The sequence below is a fragment of the Scrofimicrobium canadense genome (assembly GCF_009696615.1).
GTDB classification, from domain to species: Bacteria; Actinomycetota; Actinomycetes; order Actinomycetales; family Actinomycetaceae; genus Scrofimicrobium; species Scrofimicrobium canadense.
The window spans coordinates 1-20,530 of record NZ_VULO01000019.1 but is presented as its reverse complement, the minus strand read 5'-3'; the positions used below and the strand labels follow the sequence as shown (position 1 = coordinate 20,530).

The window sequence follows — 20,530 nt, the reverse complement described above, 5'->3', positions numbered from 1 at the left end:
GAATGTAAGCCACAACCCCATTCTAACAAGGCCCCTAGTGCCCCAACCCAGACACCCAAACCGCGTAAACAAGCCAAAACCAACAACCCAAAACGCCGTCTCAGGACCCCATGTCAGAAGTCAGGTCTGAGGAATGGATTGACAGGTTGGGACTTTGACATCTTTTGTTAGCCGAGGAAACCTACTACAACTTTTTGTGCTGGCTACTATAGATTCATGGCTAATGAACAGACTTTGCCCATGTCTACTCCCGGAGAAGTATTGACGCGATTTGCGGGTGCCTGGGAGAGGCGTGATGCTCAAGCGATTGCCGACCTGTTTGTTCCCGATCCTGAGTTTGTGAATGTCACCGGCCTGTGGTGGCACACTCCGAAACGAATTGCTATGGCTCACGCTTTTGGATTCGAGAAGATTTTTGGGAACTCTCATCTGGAATTTGTGGAGGAAAAAGTCCGGATGATAGGCGAGGAAGCAGCCGTTGTTCACGGTCGGTGGCGTGTAATCAATCAGGACTCTGCTACGGGTGACACGACCGACCCTCGCTTTGGAATCTTTATATTCGTCATGGAAAAGACCGGTCAGGGTTGGAAAGCAGTCGCCGCTCAAAATACCGATGTGGTCGAAGGACACGAGTCTATTGCAGTTGTCGACGGGAAGTCAGTCCCACAGTCCTATGAGGATTCACCTACCAGCCGCGGCCTTTAGCGCAACTAGCTCCCAGGGATGCTTGAGGACACTTCTGCCCTATTCATAACCGAGATGATGGCCTAGCCTCGTGAGAAGGCTAAACCATCCGTGAGTCGACGACGCTATTTACTGGGGATATTGCCGTGCCCTACACTTCGAATGCGGGCCTCTCTTCTTAGCCTTTTCAGCTGATGCATTGCTTCGCTGCCTCGACCAAAATAGTCGTAGAGTTCCTGGTAGAGGGCAAATAGCTGGTCGTACTGGTGAGATACTTCTTCCCGCGGTAAGTATGCATCATGGTGGATTTCACTCATGTGCTCGCAAGCAGAGCGCAAATCAGGGTAAATGCCAGCAGCGATTGCAGCGAAAACAGCAGAGCCGTGCGCGCCAGCATTCTCCACGGTGGCGATTGCCAGCGGGCGTCGGGTAATATCCGCATACATTTGCATGAGGAGGGGATTCTTCAGTAATCCCCCCGCAATCCGTATTTCCTTAACTGGTACACCATGGTTTTCGAAGTTCTCGATGATGACGCGCGCACCAAAAGCCGTGGCTTCCAGAAGCGCGCGGTACTGGTCTTCGGGCTTAGTTGCTAGAGTCTGGCCGATCATCAGCCCAGTCAAATCAGCATCGACAAGGATAGACCGGTTGCCATTCCACCAGTCCAAGGCAATAAGACCATGCTCACCCACTTCTTGAACTGACGCTTTTTCCGTCAGTAAATCGTGAACACTGATGCCACGTGATCGTGCTTCTTGGCGGTATTTCTCTGGTACACAGTTATCAACAAACCATGCGAACATATCTCCGACGGCGCTTTGCCCAGCTTCATAGCCCCACGTCCCGTCGCTAATACCTCCATCGACGACCCCGAACACGCCCGGAACCAGCTCAAGAGTCTGCGCTGGTAGAACCCAACATGTGGAAGTTCCGATTATCCCCGTCAGCTGACCTGGCTCGACCGCTCCTACGGAAGCAGCGTGAACATGAGCGTCAATATTTCCTACCGCTACAGCAATGCCTTCGGGCAACCCCAGTTTCTGAGAAAAGTCCTTAGTCAGACCACCTACACTTTGCCCCAAATCGAGCACTTCATGACTCATTTTCGAACTATAGACATCGGCAAAATCTGGATTGAGCTGCCCTAAGAACTCGTGGGAAGGATACACGCCATCGTAGTAGATGCGCTTATACCCCGAATCGCTTGCGGAATACGCTAGCCTGCCAGTGAGCTGCCACGTCAGCCAGTCCAGGACGTCGAGTATTTCCTCAGCTGCGTAATACACTTCGGGCGCTTTTTCTAGTGTCTCAAGTGCTTTTGGAAGCAGCATTTCTGACGAGAGCGTTCCCCCGAATCTCTTCAGCCAGGGCTCATTTCTTTCCTTCGCCAACTGGACTATTCTGGCAGCCTGTTCGTTACCTCCGTGATGCTTCCACAGTTTGATGTACGCATGAGGCTCATGTGTGAATGCAGGGTCCTCACACAGCGGTTTTCCCTCCCCATCGGTGACAACTACTGTTGACGAGGTGCAGTCCAGTCCCATGCCAACGATTTGCTGGGCATCAACACCGCTATCTTTCACGGCGCCCGTCACTGACTCAACCAATGAGGCAAGATAGTCAGAGGGAACCTGCAACGCATAGTCAGGAGGCAGTTCTTGCCCGTCTGCAGCCGTGAGCTGACCATCCATCACTCCATGACGGTACTCACTTACTGCCTCGCCCAATACCGCCCCATTGTCTGAACGGACTATCACCGCACGAGCTGACAATGTTCCAAAGTCAATTCCAATAACCAGTGGAATGTCCTCAATATTTGCATGGTTTTTCCCCATGATTCCTCCTTTGGAATCCCAGTTTTTTTACAGTTTATTGGCCACGCTTTCCCCAATAGCCTTCTGGGGAGAAGAGCCTATCGACCGTTTGCTCCAGCAGCCCCGTATCAGCTAAAAGATCAAGAATCGTGTATCGCGGACGAATCATTTGAGCTTGGAAGTGGGTCTTCCTAAATCGGTCCCAATCAATCTTGATTTCTGAGGGGTGTGAGGGGGCACCGACAATATCCAGCCGTTGCGCGGCGTCTTCTGGAGTGATGAGCTGCGCGCGAGCTTGCTCGGTGATGCGAGGCCACATCTTTTGGATGGTGATGAGGCGATTGCGTAGTTCGTCTCCGTGTAGGTTTTTCGCAATTGAGTGCTTCACAGCTTCTTCTGCGATCCTGGGCTCCAACGCCTCGCGCACCCGTATTTCAACTTCCTCATCGGAGGGAGCAGAAGCAACTATCGCGTCTATATCCAGTTCATTCATGTCGATTGCAAGGGCTTCTTCCCACAATGCACACGAGGCAACAGTGCCCACTCCGACTTTGAATCCGTGAGAAAGAGGTGGCTCCCAGTCGAGGCCGTGTCCTTGCATCTCCCACACGTGGGAGAATTGGTGTCCGGCTCCTGACGCGGGGCGAGATGACTGCATGGCTTGCATTGCCAGGCCAGACATGACGTTACTCTCCGCTAATGCTCCGATTGCCGCTACGTCTTTTGTGGCAATGTGCTCAGGACTATCGAGAGCTTGGCCGAGAGGATTTTGCACCAAAGTCCACACATACGGATCAATGGCTTCGATGCCTAAGAGATCTGCAAGAATCCAGTCTGCGCCAGCGGGAATCTTTTCGATCAAATCTCCATAGCCGGTGGCAGTGAGTCGTTCGGGGGCCTTGGCCATAATCTCCGTGTCAACAATCAAGCCTGCCGGTGCGGGACATTCGCGGGTGATCTTGAATCCGTCTTTGGAGATTGATGCACCGAACGAGGCGTATCCATCAACTGACGCGGCCGTACACACGTTCATGTACTTGCGACCCAGTTCACCTGATGCCAGTTTGGCAATGTCGTTGAGAGTACCGGCCGCGATGGAGCAGACAATGACGTTGTCAAGCCGGCGCAGATATTCTCGAAGTACCTCGACATTGTCATACCCCGCATAGAGGGTTGGCGTGCCGGGGAAGACGTATGGATCCACCATTGTCACTCCGGCCTTAGCCAGAGACGAGGTTACGGCTTCCCCAGCAACTTTGTAAGTATTGTCATCAGCGACAATTATTGCGCGCGCTCCTGGAAACAAGCGAGAAAAGACTTCGCCCGTTTGGTCGACCACGTGCTCGCCAAAGATAATCTCTTGAGTCTCTGTTGCCGTGTTGAGTGCCTGCGCAATTAGCTCTGATGACATGTGCTTTCTTCTCTCTTGATATCTAATTCTTGGTTACAGTGACTTCACACCAAGTGGTCAACCATTCGATGTGACAGCTCTTGGACTTGTGGATATTGGTCGATGTATTGCTGCAGATAGAACCGATACTCTTCATGGACTTCTGGGCGAGGCTCAATGCGTTCCTTTTCATGAACCATGTTGCGTGCTGCATCCTCGATCGAAGCATATTGCTGTCCTCCCACAGCTGCTAACATGCATGACCCAAGAACAACAGCATCGCCAACTTCGGTGAGCGTAACAGGCAGACCTGTGACGTCGGCATGCATCTGCATCCAATCGCGTGAGTTTGTTGCACCTCCGCAAGCTACAAGCTCGGTCGCCTCAAATCCTGCTTTCTTGAAAGTACGTAGATTGTGGGCAACGCCGTAGCAAACGGCCTCTTGGATAGCACGATACATGTGTTCCGGTGTCGTCCCTAAAGTGAGTCCGCCGATGTATCCTCGCGCTTTTGAATCCGTGTACGGAGTCCGATTCCCCTGGAAGTATTCGTTGATGATTAGCCCATCAGATCCCACGGGGATCTGAGCGGCGCGCTCATCAAGAATGCGGTATGGGTTAAGTCCTAGCCGTTCCGCTGCCTGCACAACATCGCGTGCGAAATTATCTTTAAACCATTTGAGAACTGACCCTGAAGAGACCAGACCCCCTTCAACAGTGTATTGTCCGCGAACTACCGAATCGGTAAATCCTCCGAAAAATCCGGGGCCGTATAGTGGGTTGGCTGATTGGCCTGAAATGACGTGGGATGAGCCGGTGATGACTGCAGTTTTGCCTGGTTGGACCACTCCCAGTCCAATCTGACCAGCCCATGCGTCGGCGCACCCTTGGGCTACTGGAATTCCTGGAATAAGACCTAATTCGTGGGCAACGCTTGGTAGAAGGCCCCCGACCGGAGTTCCTAGGTCCACAACGTTTTCTGGAAGTTTCTCCAGGACGTCGCCACAACCAATGTGATCGTAGAACTCGACAGGCCACCCCCCGCGGTCCCGGTTGTAATACATCCGTTCTGCGGCAGAATTGATGTTTACGGTCCATTCACCAGTGAGTTTGTAAGTGACCCAGTCAGGAGCGTCGACCAAACGGTGCGTTTCGCGGTAGATGTCAGGTTCGTTTTCTCGCAGCCATGCTGCCTTAAACGGGTACCATTCCGCGGTTGCTGGCATAGTCCCGCCACCGTTGTAGTCGCGAGCCCAGTGATTAATTGTTTCTGCGCGGGCAGATTGCTTGGTGGCTCGGACATCCATCCACATAATTGCAGGTCGAAGCTCGTTGCCTGTCTTATCCATTGCCACTACAGTCATGGTTGTGGCATCTGATGACATGGCAGCAATATGTCGGGCAGGTATACCCGTTTCGTTAAGCACGCGTCGAACGGATGCGACAAGTGCATCCCACCAATCAGCAGGTGATTGTTCGGCCCAGCCTGGTTTAGGAAGTGAAGTGGTATAAGGGGTGGCTGCGAAGCCGATAGGGACACCTCGTAGATCAAAAATGGCGGCCCTGCATGATTCGGTTCCGAAGTCTATTCCCAGAAGAAATGGCCCTTCATAACCTGGTGTTACCATAAATCGTCTCTCCTTTGAGTGTGTACGTGATTAGTTCTGTGTATGGTCGCGTTCTTCAGACCAGTTGTGCTGTTCCCATAGGTATTGAGGAATGAGACGGTCCACACGATCGAGAACGTAAGTGGGGCGCAGTGCCTCAGGTACTGCTTCGACGTCGGAAACAGTTGACTCTCCTGTCAGAGGCATCGCTGAGTCGATCTGGCAGGCTCCCGCCATAGCAATGTCAGTGCTAAGACGGTCGCCTACCATGATGACTTTCTCAGCTTTGGTGTCTCCTAATGCCTCTTCGAGCATGATTGGATTGGGCTTGCCTATTACTTCGCGGCAGGTCGTGCCTGTGCATGCTTCAATCGCCGCGATGATGGCGGCGCAGTCAGGCTCACCTCTCCCGCCTGGGAAGGGGCAAAATCGATCGGGATTGGTGGCAATGAGAAATGCTCTCTTTTCGAACCAAATTGCGTCGAAAGCAATCTGCAGTTTCCGATAGTCGAAAGTTCGGTCGTAAGAGGCAATGACAATATCGATTTTTGTTGGATCATCACTGATACGTATTCCGGCTTTATGTAGAGCATTGATGAGCGGCTGCTCGGCGATTGGGAAGACTACTGCCTCCGGATAGTGGTGTTTCAACCAGCCAACTGTGGTCACAACCGTATTGGCAATATCAGATTCGTCTACTTCAATCCCAAGTTTCTTGAGTTTTTCAACGTATTGTTCAGGATCCTTCGTTGGGTTATTGGAAAGGAAGCGAACGATACGATTTTGGTGGCGTAGCTCTTCAATCATGCGTTGTGCACCAGGAAGTAGCTGGTCTCCCAGGTAAATGGTGCCGTCCATGTCGAAGATGTAGGCATCGTAGAGTTCAGTTGGCCAGTCATGAAGAGCCCGATTGTGCATGAGTTTTCCTTTTCTGGACTTATGCGAAGGGCAACGAACAAATTACTGCGAAAGTGTTCATCACCCAGATTATTCCTGCTGGAGGATCAATATGTGTATCGCCGTGGTAGTAGGTCAGCTTTGCCCACAGTTCAGCGCCAAAGGCGGCTATGGTTCCAAAGAGAATTCCCGCGAGGGCTCCAACAAATCCGTTGCCACTCACTTTCCAAAACAGCATCGCAGAAAATGCGGCAGTGATGGTGATGTGGTGTGTGACAGGCATTTTGAGGCCGCCAGCAACAAAGAAGATAGTAATAGCTGAAATAGCAAAAGGCAGTACATGGGAGTTGTCTAACATTCGCGCCCAACTCTCGTCGGCTGATGCTAGAGGAAGGATGTAGGTGCCGACCATCATGGCGATACCAGCAGCAAAAGCTGAAGCTAGTACACCTACTGTTGCTATCTGACCGGGAGTCTCTTGCCAGGAAAGCCACCGGGAATCTCCCTCTGGCTTGGTCGGCCGGTGGAAAATAGGGGTCTTACCAAAGAGCACTCGGGCCACGATCGCTGAAATGGTGACAGTCAATGCGACGGTATCTGTGTGTGAACCAAACCAGGGAATGAGCTGAATGAGTCGTTCGACGACGTATCCGCCAGCTCCAAATAGAGCTCCGACTATCAGAACATCGGGTTTCCCTAAGCCAGCCAACGGCGTGTTGACGTCTTTACCGCCACCCGCCAACAACTTTTTACTCCCCGCATATGCGGCCGCGGCGGCTCCACCTGCGAATGCAACATGAGGACCAAATGCTGGTCCGAAGGCTACATAGTCGAGGACTACGGAGTTGCCTGTTCCAGCAAGGACTCCTAGCCCCAACATGATCGAGACTCCGGTGAAAGCGAAAGCGTAGTTTGCGCCTATCATTGCGCCAAAGGCTCCTCCAGCTAGAGCCATCATGAGCCATAGTGCATCCATATTCCCCAAGAACTGGATAACGCCATCTGGTGTCATTATGTTCCTTTCGTTGTTGAAGTGGGGGAGTGGCGTCATCATCAACGCCTCACCATTTCTTATGGTTTCCCCATAAGCGTCATTGCTGTTCTTCGTACATCGTTATCGCTTCGACTTTTGGTGCCGAGGCAGAGTTTGGATCGAATGTGTAGCTGAGCCATTCCTTGACTAGTCTCCGGGCAAGTTCAATACCGATGACTCGTTGTCCCATAGTGAGGATTTGTGCGTTATTTGATAGGACGAGGCGTTCAACTGAAAAGGAATCATGAGCAACTGAAGCTCGGATTCCAGGAACCTTGTTGGCGGCAATCGCGACGCCCATTCCTGTTCCGCAAATGAGAAGTGCGCGGTCGGCCTTGCCACTTGCTACTAGTCGGGCTGCTTTGACTGCGACGTGCGGATAGTCGACGTCCTCTCCAGGTGCTAAACCGACGTCAATCACTTCCTGCACGCGAGCATCTTTACTCAGATCTGATTTAAGAATCTCTTTGTAGTCGACACCCGCTGAGTCAGCGCCTACGACTATACGGTAACTGTTTCCCATTGCGTCCTCGCATTCTGTGTGAAAAGTAAGTATGTTTCACGTAATGACAAGAATAGTAACATAAAATGTGTTAATCGTGTGAAGTTTGTGAACAGCGAGAACAAGAAGCGCAAAAGTGTCACCGTGGATGGTTTGCTGCGCACGATTATGCAGTGCGTGAGTGTGATTGTGGATCGCCAGACGGCTGCAACTACGAAGCTACGTGCAGTTTCTTCACAGACTCTTTGAGTGTGGCTTGAATTTCAAGAGAAGTATCACTGTCAGTGACAACAACATCAAAATCTGAAAGGTTGGCAAATTTATGAGTACTCCGCCGTTCAAATTTTGTGTGATCTACTAGTAACATCTTTGTTTCAGCAACGTGCATCATTGCTGATTTGATGCCTGCAATGGAAAGGTATGGATGATAACAGGCGTCACGGAAGATACCTGAGCAGGAGAGGAAACAAAAGTCGACGCTGAGAGATTCAATCATTGAGTATACGGGAGTTCCGGTGAGAGAATCGGCCCATCTTTCGTACTCACCGCCTAATACCTGCAAACGAGACTCCGTGCTAGCGGCAACCTTTTTTGCAACCAACATCGAATTGGTTATCACGTAGTAAGGGCCTTGTTCTAGAAGCTTGTCGAGTACATAAAGGCAGCTGGTGGAGTCGTCGACTATTATCGATGCTCCGATCGGTACCAAGGCGGCAGCTTCACGAGCGATTGCCTCCTTTGCCTCTCGATTTTGCGTTAACCGGAAATCTGCGGAGGCTTCGCTCCGACTTGAAATGCTTGCATGGACATTCCCTTTTACGAGAGTGACCAGCCCCAGTTCCTCAAGAGCTGCAACATCCCGATAGACAGTCATCGGCGAAACGCCAAACTCGTCAGCCAAATGGGCCACCGAAATTACGCCTTCGGCCACTGCAATGCGTGCAATCCTGTTGCGCCGCAGCTTTTGGCCCTCGATACTTCCGCGCCCTCGGCTTGCCATGTTATAGAGTCCCTATATTTGTGAGAAATCAATACTCTAATACTCTACCAACGAGGACACGATTGGGAGGTGGAGGGAAGAGGTAGCCTTGGGAAGCGGCATGTTTCAGACCGCAGTGATAGTGCTTGAGGCGGGAGTTTTAGCTAGCGGAAGGGGGAGAGACTATACAGTATTCCGCGAGTAACGACGCTAGCTAGATACACTGGTCTTATGACTGCATACAAGATTTCTCAGGTCGGCCCAATCGATGAGTGGAACAGCCTCAATGGAGTTGCTCCTGGCAAAGTATTTCTCGAAGAAGCACTGGGCGCGGAATTTATAGGGCTCTCGGTGAACAGCACCGAACCAGGGCAGAGCTCCCCCCTTTGGCATACCCACCGCGCAGTGGAAGAGATCTACGTATTCCTTGAAGGCGACGGGGAACTCGCGTTAGACGAAGACGTTATTCCGGTAAAAGCAGGCACGGTTGTCCGTGTTGGACCCGATGTGTGGCGTGCCCTGCGCTGCTTGTCAGATAGTTCTACCCCGTTGAAGTGGATATGTTTACGAGGCGGCGGCGCGCCTCTGGGATCCTTGGGTAATGAGGCTGAGATCGACCAAGAACGATCCTATCCGTGGGATAACTGAAAAAGTCGTCACCTCGCTTTCTCCCAAAAATGGCCTGTTTGTTGACTCTAAGGAGTTTGGTGGGATGTGAAGGAATTTCCATTCTTTTGCGAGCTATACAGACTGCGTGGGGCTTTCGAGCGCGGCCGTTTCCCGCATCCTGGGCGATGTGGTAGGTGCCAGGGCTGCATGCAGCCCAGTGAACAGTTTTATGACCCTGTACGTGGGAACAAGGCGGCCCGCATAAAGCCGGGGATCATTTCTAAGCTATAGCACTTCGATCGCAGACCTTAGTTGGTTGTTCCTCAGGCACGTCGTCTGCCGTCAGTTGGGAGTAAAGGGCCTACTACTTCGATAAGTGGAGGATAATGAGGGAATGCTCTTCACATTGACGTGTACTGAACCTTTGGCAACCGACATCGGATTCTTGCTGCACAAGCATCCAGATCGTGTCCAAAAGTTCACTCTGCCTTTTGGTCAGGCCCACACGTACTATCCGGAAGCAACACCGAATCGTTGCACATTCGCATTGCAAGTAGATGTTGATCCGATCGCGTTAGCCCGCACTAAGGGCGGACATCAATCAAGCATAACCGGGTACGTGAATGACCGGCCCTATGCTGCCGGTTCCATGCTCTCAACAGCAATCGCGCGGGTTTTGGGGTCCGCACTCAAAGGAAAATGTCAGGTAAAGCCGGATCTTGCCAAGCGTTTGCTTCCGTTGGAGATCCGCATACCGGCGGTGCCCGCGCGCGCTGGTCACAATGATCCTGGCGGACCCGAACTAGTCAAACGCCTATTTGGCCCATTGGGATGGAAAGTAGCTGCGGATGTCAAACCTTACGGGCCCTCCGAGTGGGGTGACTCTCCCTACGTGAATGTCACCCTCAGCGGTGATCATCAACTATCCGAGGCGCTCAACCATCTCTACGTCCTGTTGCCAGTTCTCGATGGAACCAGGCACTATTTTGCCAGCTCGGAAGAACTCGACAAGCTAGTCAGAAGTGGAGAGGGGTGGCTGGGAAATCACCCAGAACGCAACCTCATTGCCACACGTTACCTAGCCAGACGCGAATGGGCCAACGACCTTATGGAACGCTGGTCAGAACAAGAAGACACAGATAAAAACAATGCTGAGTTGCCTAGCCGGATACACGCCGAAGACACTCCACGTTCATTGCGACAGCAAAGGCGAGATGCGGTGCTGGACATCTTGCGGGAGGTCAACGCGCGCACTGTTGTGGATGCTGGGTGTGGGGAGGGCTTTTACATTCGCGCATTGCTCGATGACCCCAGCTTTACTCGAATCATGGGAATAGACGTTTCGCCTACTGAGCTGGAACGTGCTGAAAAGCGGCTCAACGTGGATCGGCTTCCTGAACAACAGCGTAGGCGAGTTACATTGCGTCAATCATCGGTAACCTATCGCGATGATGAGTTGACAGGATTTGATGCCATTGTTTTGGCCGAAGTCATTGAACATATTGACCCGCAGCGCCTCGACTCGATGGAAACAAATATCTTCCACCATGCGCACCCCCAAACCGTTATTGTCACGACACCGAATCGCGACTACAACGTGCACTACGGTTTGAAGCCTGGCGACCTGCGTCACCCCGATCACCGGTTTGAGTGGTCCAGGACAGAGTTCGAAGATTGGGCTCGCGGCGTCGGTATCCACCATGGATATGCGGTGGATTTTAGGGGTATCGGAGAATCTAAGACAGAGACAGGTTCCCCCACTCAGCTTGCCCTATTTTCTCGCCAGGAAGGGGGCGCAGCGTGACTGCACTTCACACCCCTGAACTGTGTCTAGTTGCCCTCATGGGTGTTTCAGGATCAGGGAAATCAACATTCGCCACGGAAAAATTTGCACCTTTTGAAGCTGTCAGCTCTGACTTCTGTAGGGGTCTGGTCTCTGGAAATCCTAACGACCAAACAGCTACCTCCGACGCTTTTGCGATTCTCCACTCCATTGTCGCAACGCGCCTGAAGCGGGGACTATTGACGGTTGTCGATGCCACCAACACCACCAGAGAGGCTCGAAAAGAAATTGTTGAGCTGGCAAAAGAACACGATGTACTGCCAGTAGCAATAGTTCTTGATATAGAGCCAGAAATCGCTATCTCAAGGAACCAACAACGCCCGGACCGCGCATTCGGTGCAGGACCGATCAACCGACAGCACGGACAACTTCGCAAAGCACTGAAAAAGCTCCACAAAGAAGGCTTCCGTGTTGTTCACGTTCTGAAATCCCCGGAAGAAGCCGAACAAGCAGAGATCGTCCGTGACCGTCTCTACAACAACAAGAAAGACCTCCGCGGACCGTTTGACGTAATCGGTGACGTGCATGGATGCCTACCTGAACTGGTAGAACTGCTAGAAAAACTGGGCTACCGTATAGTACGAAATACTGATAAACAGCCAATCGATGCGGTCCATCCTGATGGCCGAACCGTGGTGTTTGTTGGTGACTTGGTGGATCGAGGCCCTGACACAGTCGGTGTGTTGCGCTTAGCAATGGGTATTACTGGAAACGGTCACGCGCTTGCGGTGCCAGGAAACCATGAGGCTAGGCTTATCCGTGCCTTGGATGGGGCAAACATTCAGGCTACTCACGGCCTTGACCAGACGCTTACGAAGTTAGAAAAAGAGCCGCCTCAATTTCGCCAGCAGGTGCGTGACTGGTGTTACAGCCTTATCTCGCATCTTGTTCTGGACGAGGGGAAACTAGTTATCGCACATGCTGGACTACCGCAGGCCTATCATGGGCGAGCCTCAACGCGGGTGCGTTCCTTTGCTCTCTATGGAGACACGACGGGTGAGACGGATGAGTTTGGCTTGCCCGTGAGGTACCCATGGGCCGAAGACTACCGTGGGAAGGCAACGGTCATATATGGTCACACGCCAACATCGACATTGAACTGGGTAAACAACACGCTTTGTGTCGACACAGGGTGTGTGTTTGGCGGCAAACTTACGGCTTTTCGCTATCCAGAGCGGGAAATAGAACAAGTCGATGCTCATGAAACCTACTGTGAGCCTATCCGGCCTTTAGCTTCGACTTCAGAGCGACCTGACCAGGAACTTCGTCTATCTGATGTTGTAGGGACGCGTTATGTTGAGACAGGACAGATGGGCCGCATCAAAATCCTTGCAGAGCTTGCGGGCGGTGCGTTAGAAGTGATGAGTCGCTTCGCGATTCACCCGGAATATGTGCCCTACCTTCCCCCCACGATGTCCCCAGTTGCCACCTCGTCATTGCCTGACTATTTGGAGCATCCGTTAGAAGCATTTACTTATTTCAAGGACTCTGGGATCGATCAAGTTGTCTGCGAAGAAAAGCATATGGGATCGCGGGCGGTTGTCATGCTCTCACCTGACAGGGCAGCCGTGTACACACGGACGGGACGTGCTTTCTTTGAACCTGCTTTGGAAAAGGAATTTCTGTCCAGAATGACCGCAGCAGCCCAGCAGGCCGGATTGTTCAATGAGTTTCAATCCGACTGGTTGTTGTTTGATGCAGAGCTACTTCCGTGGTCGCTCAAGGCTGACTCGCTGGTTCGCGACTGTTTTGCGGCACCCGGAATTGCGGGAAAAGCGAGTATTGCAGCCACGAAAGCCGCCCTCATGTCTGCAGCTGATCGAGGATTAGACGTCGGGGAGCTTTTGGGCCGTGTGCAAGACCAGAGCGAAGCAATCGATGGATACAATCGTGCCTGGCGACACTATGTGTGGCCAACAGAGGGTCTAGAAGGTGTGCAGATAGCCCCGTTCCAGCTTCTGGCCGCTGAGGGAGCCAATTTTAGTGATCGCGACCACCTCTGGCATCTAGATGTTGCTGACCGGCTGGCGGAGGTGGACCCTCAACTGGTTCGGAAAACACGGCGGAAAGTAGTTTGTGTAGGTGATGGCGAATCAGTGGAAGCTGGTGTCTCATGGTGGATGGCTCTCACGGAGGCCGGGGGTGAAGGAATGGTGGTGAAGCCACTTGTGAATCTGGCACGGGATGAGAAAAACCGGCTAGTTCAACCGGGATTGAAAGTGCGCGGACGCGAATACCTTCGTCTCATCTACGGCCCGGATTATTTGGCAGAAAAGAACCTTTCGCGCCTCAAAAACCGCAACCTTTCAAAGAAGCGAAGCTTGGCTTTGCGCGAATACGCTCTGGGACTTGAAGCGATAGATCGCCTCGTCAAGAAAGAACCTCTATGGAGGATTCATGAGGCGGTGTTTTCAGTTCTAGCTTTGGAGTCAGAGCCGGTTGATCCCCGCTTGTGAAGCTGCGGAGAAGAGAATCCTGGGTGGTGGTAGCCCGAGGGTTTGTGTTGTCCTCCCCTCCCACGTACGGGGTCATAAAACTGTACACGGAGCTGTATGCCGCCCAGGCACCTGCCACATCGCCCCGGCAGCCGACGAGTGTATAGTGCAGTTATACCCATGTCGGATAGGTCCACTATACTTTGTTAATGAAACGGGTTGTTTTGATGAAAAGACTTGAGGCAATAGCGAAAGCACGCGGTGAACGCATGGTGGTCCGTGAGGGTGGAAATCACACCAGGGTATGGATCGGCGAATCATTCACCGTAGTGCCCAGGCATAGAGAGATCAAAGAAATGACGGCAAAATCTATTATGAAGGATGTGGAGAAGTGACAACTATTGAGGCCCGCGCGGTCCGTGATGACGGGTGGTGGGTTGTAACTGTTCCAATCGCGGGTAGGCAGCGTGCAACGCAGGGACGTACGCTCAAGCAAGCCGAGCTGATGGTCCGCGAATTAGTGTCACTATGGGCTGAAGAACTCGAAGACGAGGAATTGGCTTCGGCAAATGTTGTACTTACTGCTGTGGGTGACACTCAGGAAACTGTTGACGCTGTCCGTACTGCGCAAGCAGCTGCAGAAGAAGCAGCAGCGGCTGCTAGAGTGGCCCAGCGTTCTGCTGTTGCACTTCTGCGTGCTCAAGGGATGACGATGCAAGACATTGCGAGACTCATGGGGATTACCAAGGGTCGAGTGAATCAGCTCACTAAAGCATAGAAGCACACTTTTTGCTGGGATTGCTGGAACTCAAGGACTCCGCAGCGCCTCTACCAGCAACAACCTGTCACTTTCTGTGAATCAGCTAAGAATAGGCCTCTCAAATGCCAAAAGAAGCGGCGTGACACGGAGACGTTTGTCACCTCAGTCAGGAGCGCCGCGGTCAGCTCTTAGCGAGTCTACTTCTGCATAGTTGATTCCAAAAACATATGAGCTAGTTGAGCCGGTAAGAAATGAACCGCGAGGCATGCTTCCATTTGATATGTACTGGGGGAATCCTGTCTGGGAGCTTGAGTTGCGAGCGGGGCAAGCTATCATCATGGACTGGCTGCATCATGCTGGGTATACAGATGAGAGAATTAATCACGGCTATTCGGCTCCCACGCCGGAAGATGTGATTGAAGGTACCGGTTCATTGCTGGGACTTCACAAGTTCAACGAGGGCTTGGCCGCAAAATATGGCTATCGGTGGGCGCCTAACCCTCAAGACATTGTTACAGAGGGAGACACCAAAAAATCGTGGCTAATGACGAGGAATATCAGAATACATATCAGAACTGCATGGAAAGGCTGAACGTGAGGTGCCTACCCATAATGTTCCGCTTACTCCTGAGGAGGAGGCGCGAAGCGCAGAGGTCGATAGATGCATCGAAGAACAACTAGCTGCCGGAGTGGAAGCCCCGGATTTTCCTTGTCGAGAAAATGGAGCGCGGGTGGTGGTTTCCTGACGAGGCGACTCAGGCTCAACTCGATAAGTCGACTGCTGCGTGGCGGGAATGTATGGAGCCCCACGGCATCGCTGACCTGCCTGAAGAACCCTGGTCTACTGACTCACGTATGCCTCATTCTCTTTTGGAACGGTGGGATGTTGAGTCCCTCGCCGATCTTTCCGCGAGTTCTGAGGAAATTGAGTACGTCACCCACGATGCGAAATACTGTAGATCATCTGGCTGGTCCGAGAATTACTACAACGTGCAGTGGGATATGCAAGAACGTTCTGTTGAGCAAAACCGCAGTGAACTAGAACCACTCCTGCAACGCTTCCGCGAGGTTGTTCCTCAGTACTACGGACATTATTGTGAAGTATTCTGGAGGGCAAGAATAGAGTGAGATGAACTGAATTCTGTCTCCTCTCGCGGCTGTTTCTGAACCTTCTGGCGGGTTCCTACTTCCTACAGTTGATAACTGCGCAGGTGACTTCTTATATGGCATGCATTGATGATGAAGTTTGCGCACGTTGACGGGCAGGACGTTTTACGGATAGCTTTGGGATGGTGTTAGTGCTGCGATGGTGCCTTGACGGTTAGGACTCTTAGCGATGCAACAAGGATTTTGGTCTGTGTGGCGTGTGTTGGCGTGGCTGGTGCCTATCGGCTTGATTTTTGTGAAGACGTTTTCTGGCACGGGTAGCTCTGAGACCCTAGTGCTGTGGTTCGGTTCCCCAATAATTGTCCCCTCGGTAGCCCTCTTCACTGTGCTTCCCCATTACCTTCTGAAAAGTCGCGGTTATGGCGCTACCCCTGCACCAGTTATTGCGATGATGACCGCGTTCTGGATGGCCTTGACCATGACGATTATCGCGCTTCCTTCGGCTGAGAGCAGTAGTAGCCGCAGTGATTCAATGCTGCTGCAGGGGTTTCGTGTATCGAAAGAACTAGGTGCTGATTTTTTCCGGTTTTCCGCGTTATGTGTTGGTATATCGTACTTTGGAGCGCTGATTTGCGCCGCAGTATCGCATCCTGGAGCTCCGCCGGAAATCTCTTCCAACGAAGACCTCATGGCGCAATCGCGGGCAAATCGTGCAGCAGTAATTGGGGTGATATGTGCGTTGATCGGCACGCCAGTGTTAGCTGCTGCTCCGGCATGGTGGATGGAATACGGGCGAATGCACGGAAGTACCGATGCGGGTGGCAACCGCGAGATTGATGTCTTTTGGCTCTCGTCAGATGAAACCCGGCAACTGCAGGAATCCCGTTGGAATGAAGCGCAGAGAATGTTGGTTCCGATTCGTGAGGGAATCGCTAAGAATGGGTGGAGAGATACTACTGCCCAGGCGATTACACCAAAGTATGAATACTCTTCGAATTCGAGATATCAAGTCTATGTGACGTGGGAGAACTATGCTCCCGATAAGTATACTGCGGTGTTTGATGACTCGGATCCAGCCGCGGCTGACACAGCACGTGAGCTAGCGAATTCTGAAATAACTAAACTGTTAGCCAGCTATGGTTGGACGCCTGTTGTTGCTGAAAAAGGCGAGGACGAACCCTGTAAGGGAAGTGCTGAAGAAGGACGGGTTTGTGTGAAGGTGGAGAACGCAAGTGGATGGGCGTTACTTGTTGGCACCGACAAAGGCATTGATTGGGACGTCGAAGACGATGCTAATTCTGACTGGCCACTTGATGCTCCATATTTTTACCTAACTTTGTGCAGTCCTTGGTATTGGTATGAAGGCAGTGACGCAAAATGGTGCCAACTCTACCGGCGGCTTCACGGATATGGGGAAGAATCGTTGAATAAGTATCGTTTCGATCAGTGGCCTGAGTTGTTGGAGACTAACGTTAGGTGTTGAGGCTTCCATGTAGCCGTCCAATATTACCGTTTGGCGAATGCGTAGAGATCGCGGAGTCATTGGTATCTCGCAACCATGTGTCTAGCTGACGGAGTTGCTCAGGGGTATGGAACCAGTGTTCGACATCGGGTAGTACTGTGAGGTGCGCTCCAAAGTGATCTGCGAAAGCAATAGACTGCTCAATCGGTACGGTCTGGTCGGAAGCAGCGTGGAGGATATCCGTTGGGTGAGGCCAGTGTGACGGGACATGCCTGGTGGCAAAAGAAAAGTAGGCCCAGGTTAATCGTTCTCCACTTGGTGCAATGACCACGCCTTCACGTTCAAGTTGCTTTTCAGATACACCAGCAGCCTCTAGGGAACTTCTTATCATTGTCTGCAAGTCAGTCAATGGTGCCAGAAACCACGCATGTCGTAGAGGGCGATCAGCGCTGGCTAACAGACTCAAATATGCTCCAATACTCACCGCAAAAATCGAAACGTCGCTCCAGAATTCGTGTGCCCAATCAAGAATTGTGTTGACGTCGCGTAAGGCATCCTCGGGCCAGCTCTGCGGTCCGGAGACTGGGTGTCTGGAACCATGGCCTGGCAAATCGAAACTCACAACTTGGCACGGAGCACTTTCAGCGAGCACCTGGACTACCGGGTCAACTCTTGACGAAAAATAGCCATGGATCGCGACAATGACAGAAGGTGACGGTGAGCCCCACGTTGTCGCGGGAATGCCCGCAATAGTGGTGTCGCGCCTAGGTTTTTGACACGTGTCATTTTGGCTCAGCACAATGCCTCCCGGCATAAGTTAATAGGTATGATGACGTTCATCCTATAGGAAGCTAATGCGTTATCTCCCTGATGGGGGACTGGTGCGGGTGAAGGTCGAGAGGTGACGGCTGTAGCTGAGGCTGGTTCTTTGGACTTTCGTTTTTGGTCAAAAGCAATATGCGATTGATGGGTACATCTTCTATATCGAAAACAAAAAATCCTTAGAAGAAGCAAATGCGAAAGCCGATACAAGAATCTTGTTCCATTAACTCAGACAAATCAGGGCTTTCACGGATTGCAAGGCTGGTTGCTGATCGTTGGTCTACAGTCGCCTTGTGTAATACCCGGCCCAAATACATTTTGAGTGAATACGGTGCAGCCAATGACGGATTTGTCGTGGATAGCGGCTCAGTGCACTGCGCTGGGCAAGTCAGGGATGGTGCACCAGGAGGTTGTTACAAAAACCCCTGTAGTAAATGCTCTATCCTGTGAATATTGTCCTAAGGGTTGGGATTTATAACTGTGTAATGTGGAGAAGTCTGACCAGGCAGAATACTGATGCCGCATCCATGTTCTTATTGTCTACCGGGCTTGATGGATGTGTCTTCAAGACGGATAGGGGCATCCGAAACAAACTTCTATCTCATCCGAGTTCCATGCTTCGGGAAATTGGAATCAGAAATGATTGCTTCCGCTTTCGGAATAACTCATTTATGGCTGGGGATTCCGCTAGGATTAGTTGACCGCGAAAGGCGCTGACTCAGGTCCTACAGCAAGCCCAACAATCGTCTTGTTGCGTCAGCGTGCAAGCTGACCGAACGCCTTCTGTTTGGAGTGTTGCTAGGGCAGCTCCGCGACAGGCAGTGAACCAAACAGGCACCATCACGATCATTGCCAGCAGGAATGGGAACCAGAGAGGGATTCCCCAGGGTCCTAGCTGGAAGTGGTGGGCCAAGTAGCCCATTATGGCTAGCAAGGTGAAAAGAATGATGCAGATGATGCCGAATGCTCTGGTTTGGCGGTTCAGCCAGTAAGAGCGGGAACCATCGGTGAATATCGGATCTGCTCCGGGTTGCGTTTTGAAAACCTGGAAGTCCCTGTTTACGATTACTGGTTTCCATCCGGCCGCTTCAAAGAACTCCGAGTAATCTGCCGGTGGGTTGGGTACGGTGGTGGAATCGAAGACCACCTCTTCCGGCTCGGCGGGCTCAAAGCGATAGAACCCCAGGAGGTTCAAATTCCTAACTTTCCAGCCTTTGCGAGCCTGCTCGGCAAGCATGGCCATGTCCTTTTCAGGCGTGATCCCAAGGCTGTTGGATAGCCGGTATCTAACAGTCACGATTAGCCTTTCTTCTGAGAGCCGAGGGCGAAGTTTGCGGTAAACGCATCCGCGGCGGCAAGTAGCTGTCGGCGGCGCTCAATGTCGTTGTGGAGGATTTCTTGCCCTAATGGAGTGATGAGGTATTCTCGACGGTCTTTCTCTGAGGGCTTGTGATCGCTCGATTGAGTCGCAGGGATTTCTTCAATCCATCCAACTTCGAGCATCCGAGCTAAAGTCGTGTAGATGGTTGCCGGACCCAATGTCATGCTGCCATCAGTAATTCGCGAAGCCTTGGTCATCAGTGAATAGCCATGGGTGGGCTGTTGGGTGCATAGCAGCACGATGAGCATGACATCGGTCAACTCGCCAGTGTCATAAGGACTGGTGCGTGCCACTGCCACTCCTATATCGATGATTGATATAAGTTTATATCCATCGTCGATATATTTCAACCTTTCTCAACACAGCCAACACCCGACACTTGGGCAAAGGCGGCTTTGCGGACTTCGGCGGTGTGTGGTTGGTGTTTGAGGCTAGGTTTGCGCTGTGAGATTAACCGGATACCGAGCAACCGTCAATTGCTTCCGTTCAACCGAATAAACCTTCTTCACAGCGACCCGTAATGTGTCGAAATCCGTTCGGACGTCATATGGTCAGTATCGCGCTTATGTAGGGTGTCCCTAACTGGTGAGTGTTTGAATCTTACCGATTTGTACGAGGCGAGACCGTAAAAAACAGACACTAGCAAGAATGTCTCCGACTAAAGCACTTCCTTACACCAGCTGCGTGGGGACTTACGCCCTACCAATCGGTCGCTATGCAATAGCCTGGGCGTTATGGTAGCTGCCGGGGCGGCATGCGGCCCCGGGAACAGTATCATGACCCCGTACGTGGGAAGAAGACTGTCCTGACTCACTACAACAAGGCACCGACTAGTCGAGGGTATCGATCCTCTGGCCTTTCGATTTTAAATCCCGCTTTACCGGCGGGTGCGGGACTTAGAAGCATCACCTAACCCACACCCCACCAAAACCCGAAGAGCCATCAATCCTGCCGATTTCAAGCTGGCAGAAATGAAGTGCCGATACAGTACGGGTGGGATCGCCCATGAACTAGAGGTGCCTAAGTGGACCGTGCGGGCGTACCGCAGAGTCTTGGCTAAAACTTTGGCTAAAGGGGCTCTTCGGACTTTGGTGGGGTGTGGGTTAGGGGATGGTGATTGAGTCGAGTGTTTTCCAGTGGGGTTTGCCGGCGTAGAGGAGGACTCTGGTTTTGTAGTTGTTGAAGTTGGTGAAGCCGAATCC

General features: G+C 52.0%; 19 protein-coding genes. 9 read left to right on the top strand and 10 right to left on the bottom strand.

Annotated features, from left to right (window positions below; all coding sequences use genetic code 11):
- Positions 1 to 216: 216 nt before the first annotated feature.
- Entirely contained in the window at positions 217 to 705 is a 489-nt protein-coding gene (locus tag FYJ24_RS12055) for an SgcJ/EcaC family oxidoreductase (protein ID WP_206192707.1), read from the top strand.
- 104 nt (positions 706 to 809) lie between these two features.
- Here FYJ24_RS12055 and FYJ24_RS12050 read toward each other — a convergent pair whose 3' ends face one another.
- The 7 genes from FYJ24_RS12050 to FYJ24_RS12020 all read right to left on the bottom strand — a co-directional run bounded on the left by FYJ24_RS12050 (position 810) and on the right by FYJ24_RS12020 (position 8,930).
- Entirely contained in the window at positions 810 to 2,522 is a 1,713-nt protein-coding gene (locus FYJ24_RS12050; RefSeq protein ID WP_154546695.1) for a ribulokinase, read from the bottom strand.
- A 34-nt stretch (positions 2,523 to 2,556) separates the two neighbouring features.
- A complete protein-coding gene (locus FYJ24_RS12045) occupies positions 2,557 to 3,912 on the bottom strand; it encodes a sn-glycerol-1-phosphate dehydrogenase (RefSeq protein WP_154546694.1) in 1,356 nt (451 codons plus the stop codon).
- Positions 3,913 to 3,956: 44 nt separating this feature from the next.
- Complete coding sequence (locus tag FYJ24_RS12040; protein ID WP_154546693.1) at positions 3,957 to 5,519, bottom strand: FGGY-family carbohydrate kinase; 1,563 nt, start codon at positions 5,517 to 5,519, stop codon at positions 3,957 to 3,959.
- Between the two features lie 30 nt (positions 5,520 to 5,549).
- Positions 5,550 to 6,416, bottom strand: coding sequence for an HAD-IIA family hydrolase (locus FYJ24_RS12035; protein ID WP_154546692.1), 867 nt, complete (start codon positions 6,414 to 6,416; stop codon positions 5,550 to 5,552).
- Between the two features lie 19 nt (positions 6,417 to 6,435).
- Positions 6,436 to 7,407: a hypothetical protein gene (locus FYJ24_RS12030; RefSeq protein WP_154546691.1), complete on the bottom strand. Its 972-nt coding sequence runs from the start codon at positions 7,405 to 7,407 to the stop codon at positions 6,436 to 6,438.
- 79 nt (positions 7,408 to 7,486) lie between these two features.
- Positions 7,487 to 7,951, bottom strand: coding sequence for a ribose-5-phosphate isomerase (locus tag FYJ24_RS12025; protein ID WP_154546690.1), 465 nt, complete (start codon positions 7,949 to 7,951; stop codon positions 7,487 to 7,489).
- Positions 7,952 to 8,141: 190 nt separating this feature from the next.
- Entirely contained in the window at positions 8,142 to 8,930 is a 789-nt protein-coding gene (locus FYJ24_RS12020) for a DeoR/GlpR family DNA-binding transcription regulator (RefSeq protein ID WP_154546689.1), read from the bottom strand.
- A 210-nt stretch (positions 8,931 to 9,140) separates the two neighbouring features.
- Between FYJ24_RS12020 and FYJ24_RS12015 the strand changes: the two genes are divergently transcribed.
- The 8 genes from FYJ24_RS12015 to FYJ24_RS11980 all read left to right on the top strand — a co-directional run bounded on the left by FYJ24_RS12015 (position 9,141) and on the right by FYJ24_RS11980 (position 17,146).
- Positions 9,141 to 9,557, top strand: coding sequence for a cupin domain-containing protein (locus tag FYJ24_RS12015; RefSeq protein ID WP_154546688.1), 417 nt, complete (start codon positions 9,141 to 9,143; stop codon positions 9,555 to 9,557).
- 355 nt (positions 9,558 to 9,912) lie between these two features.
- Positions 9,913 to 11,322, top strand: coding sequence for a 3' terminal RNA ribose 2'-O-methyltransferase Hen1 (locus FYJ24_RS12010; RefSeq protein WP_154546687.1), 1,410 nt, complete (start codon positions 9,913 to 9,915; stop codon positions 11,320 to 11,322).
- Entirely contained in the window at positions 11,319 to 13,817 is a 2,499-nt protein-coding gene (locus FYJ24_RS12005; RefSeq protein ID WP_318656703.1) for a polynucleotide kinase-phosphatase, read from the top strand. The genes FYJ24_RS12010 and FYJ24_RS12005 overlap by 4 nt, the downstream gene beginning before the upstream one ends.
- Before the next feature lie 188 nt (positions 13,818 to 14,005).
- The gene (locus tag FYJ24_RS12000; protein ID WP_154546686.1) at positions 14,006 to 14,191 is read left to right on the top strand and encodes a hypothetical protein; all 186 of its coding nucleotides are present in this window, start codon (positions 14,006 to 14,008) and stop codon (positions 14,189 to 14,191) included.
- Positions 14,188 to 14,574: a type II toxin-antitoxin system HicB family antitoxin gene (locus FYJ24_RS11995; RefSeq protein WP_154546685.1), complete on the top strand. Its 387-nt coding sequence runs from the start codon at positions 14,188 to 14,190 to the stop codon at positions 14,572 to 14,574. Before FYJ24_RS12000 ends, FYJ24_RS11995 begins: the two co-directional genes overlap by 4 nt.
- 247 nt (positions 14,575 to 14,821) lie before the next feature.
- Entirely contained in the window at positions 14,822 to 15,148 is a 327-nt protein-coding gene (locus FYJ24_RS11990) for a hypothetical protein (RefSeq protein ID WP_154546684.1), read from the top strand.
- Positions 15,149 to 15,276: 128 nt separating this feature from the next.
- Positions 15,277 to 15,684, top strand: coding sequence for a hypothetical protein (locus FYJ24_RS11985; RefSeq protein ID WP_154546683.1), 408 nt, complete (start codon positions 15,277 to 15,279; stop codon positions 15,682 to 15,684).
- Between the two features lie 208 nt (positions 15,685 to 15,892).
- Positions 15,893 to 17,146 (top strand): hypothetical protein, encoded by a 1,254-nt coding sequence (locus FYJ24_RS11980; protein WP_154546682.1) that lies wholly within the window; start codon positions 15,893 to 15,895, stop codon positions 17,144 to 17,146.
- Here FYJ24_RS11980 and FYJ24_RS11975 read toward each other — a convergent pair.
- The 3 genes from FYJ24_RS11975 to FYJ24_RS11965 form a co-directional block, all read right to left on the bottom strand.
- A complete protein-coding gene (locus FYJ24_RS11975) occupies positions 17,136 to 17,924 on the bottom strand; it encodes an alpha/beta hydrolase (protein ID WP_206192706.1) in 789 nt (262 codons plus the stop codon). The two genes, FYJ24_RS11980 and FYJ24_RS11975, sit on opposite strands and share 11 nt — an antisense overlap.
- Positions 17,925 to 18,665: 741 nt before the next feature.
- Entirely contained in the window at positions 18,666 to 19,244 is a 579-nt protein-coding gene (locus FYJ24_RS11970; protein WP_154546680.1) for a DUF2812 domain-containing protein, read from the bottom strand.
- A gap of 2 nt (positions 19,245 to 19,246) precedes the next feature.
- Positions 19,247 to 19,621, bottom strand: coding sequence for a PadR family transcriptional regulator (locus tag FYJ24_RS11965; protein WP_154546679.1), 375 nt, complete (start codon positions 19,619 to 19,621; stop codon positions 19,247 to 19,249).
- Positions 19,622 to 20,530: the final 909 nt, after the last annotated feature.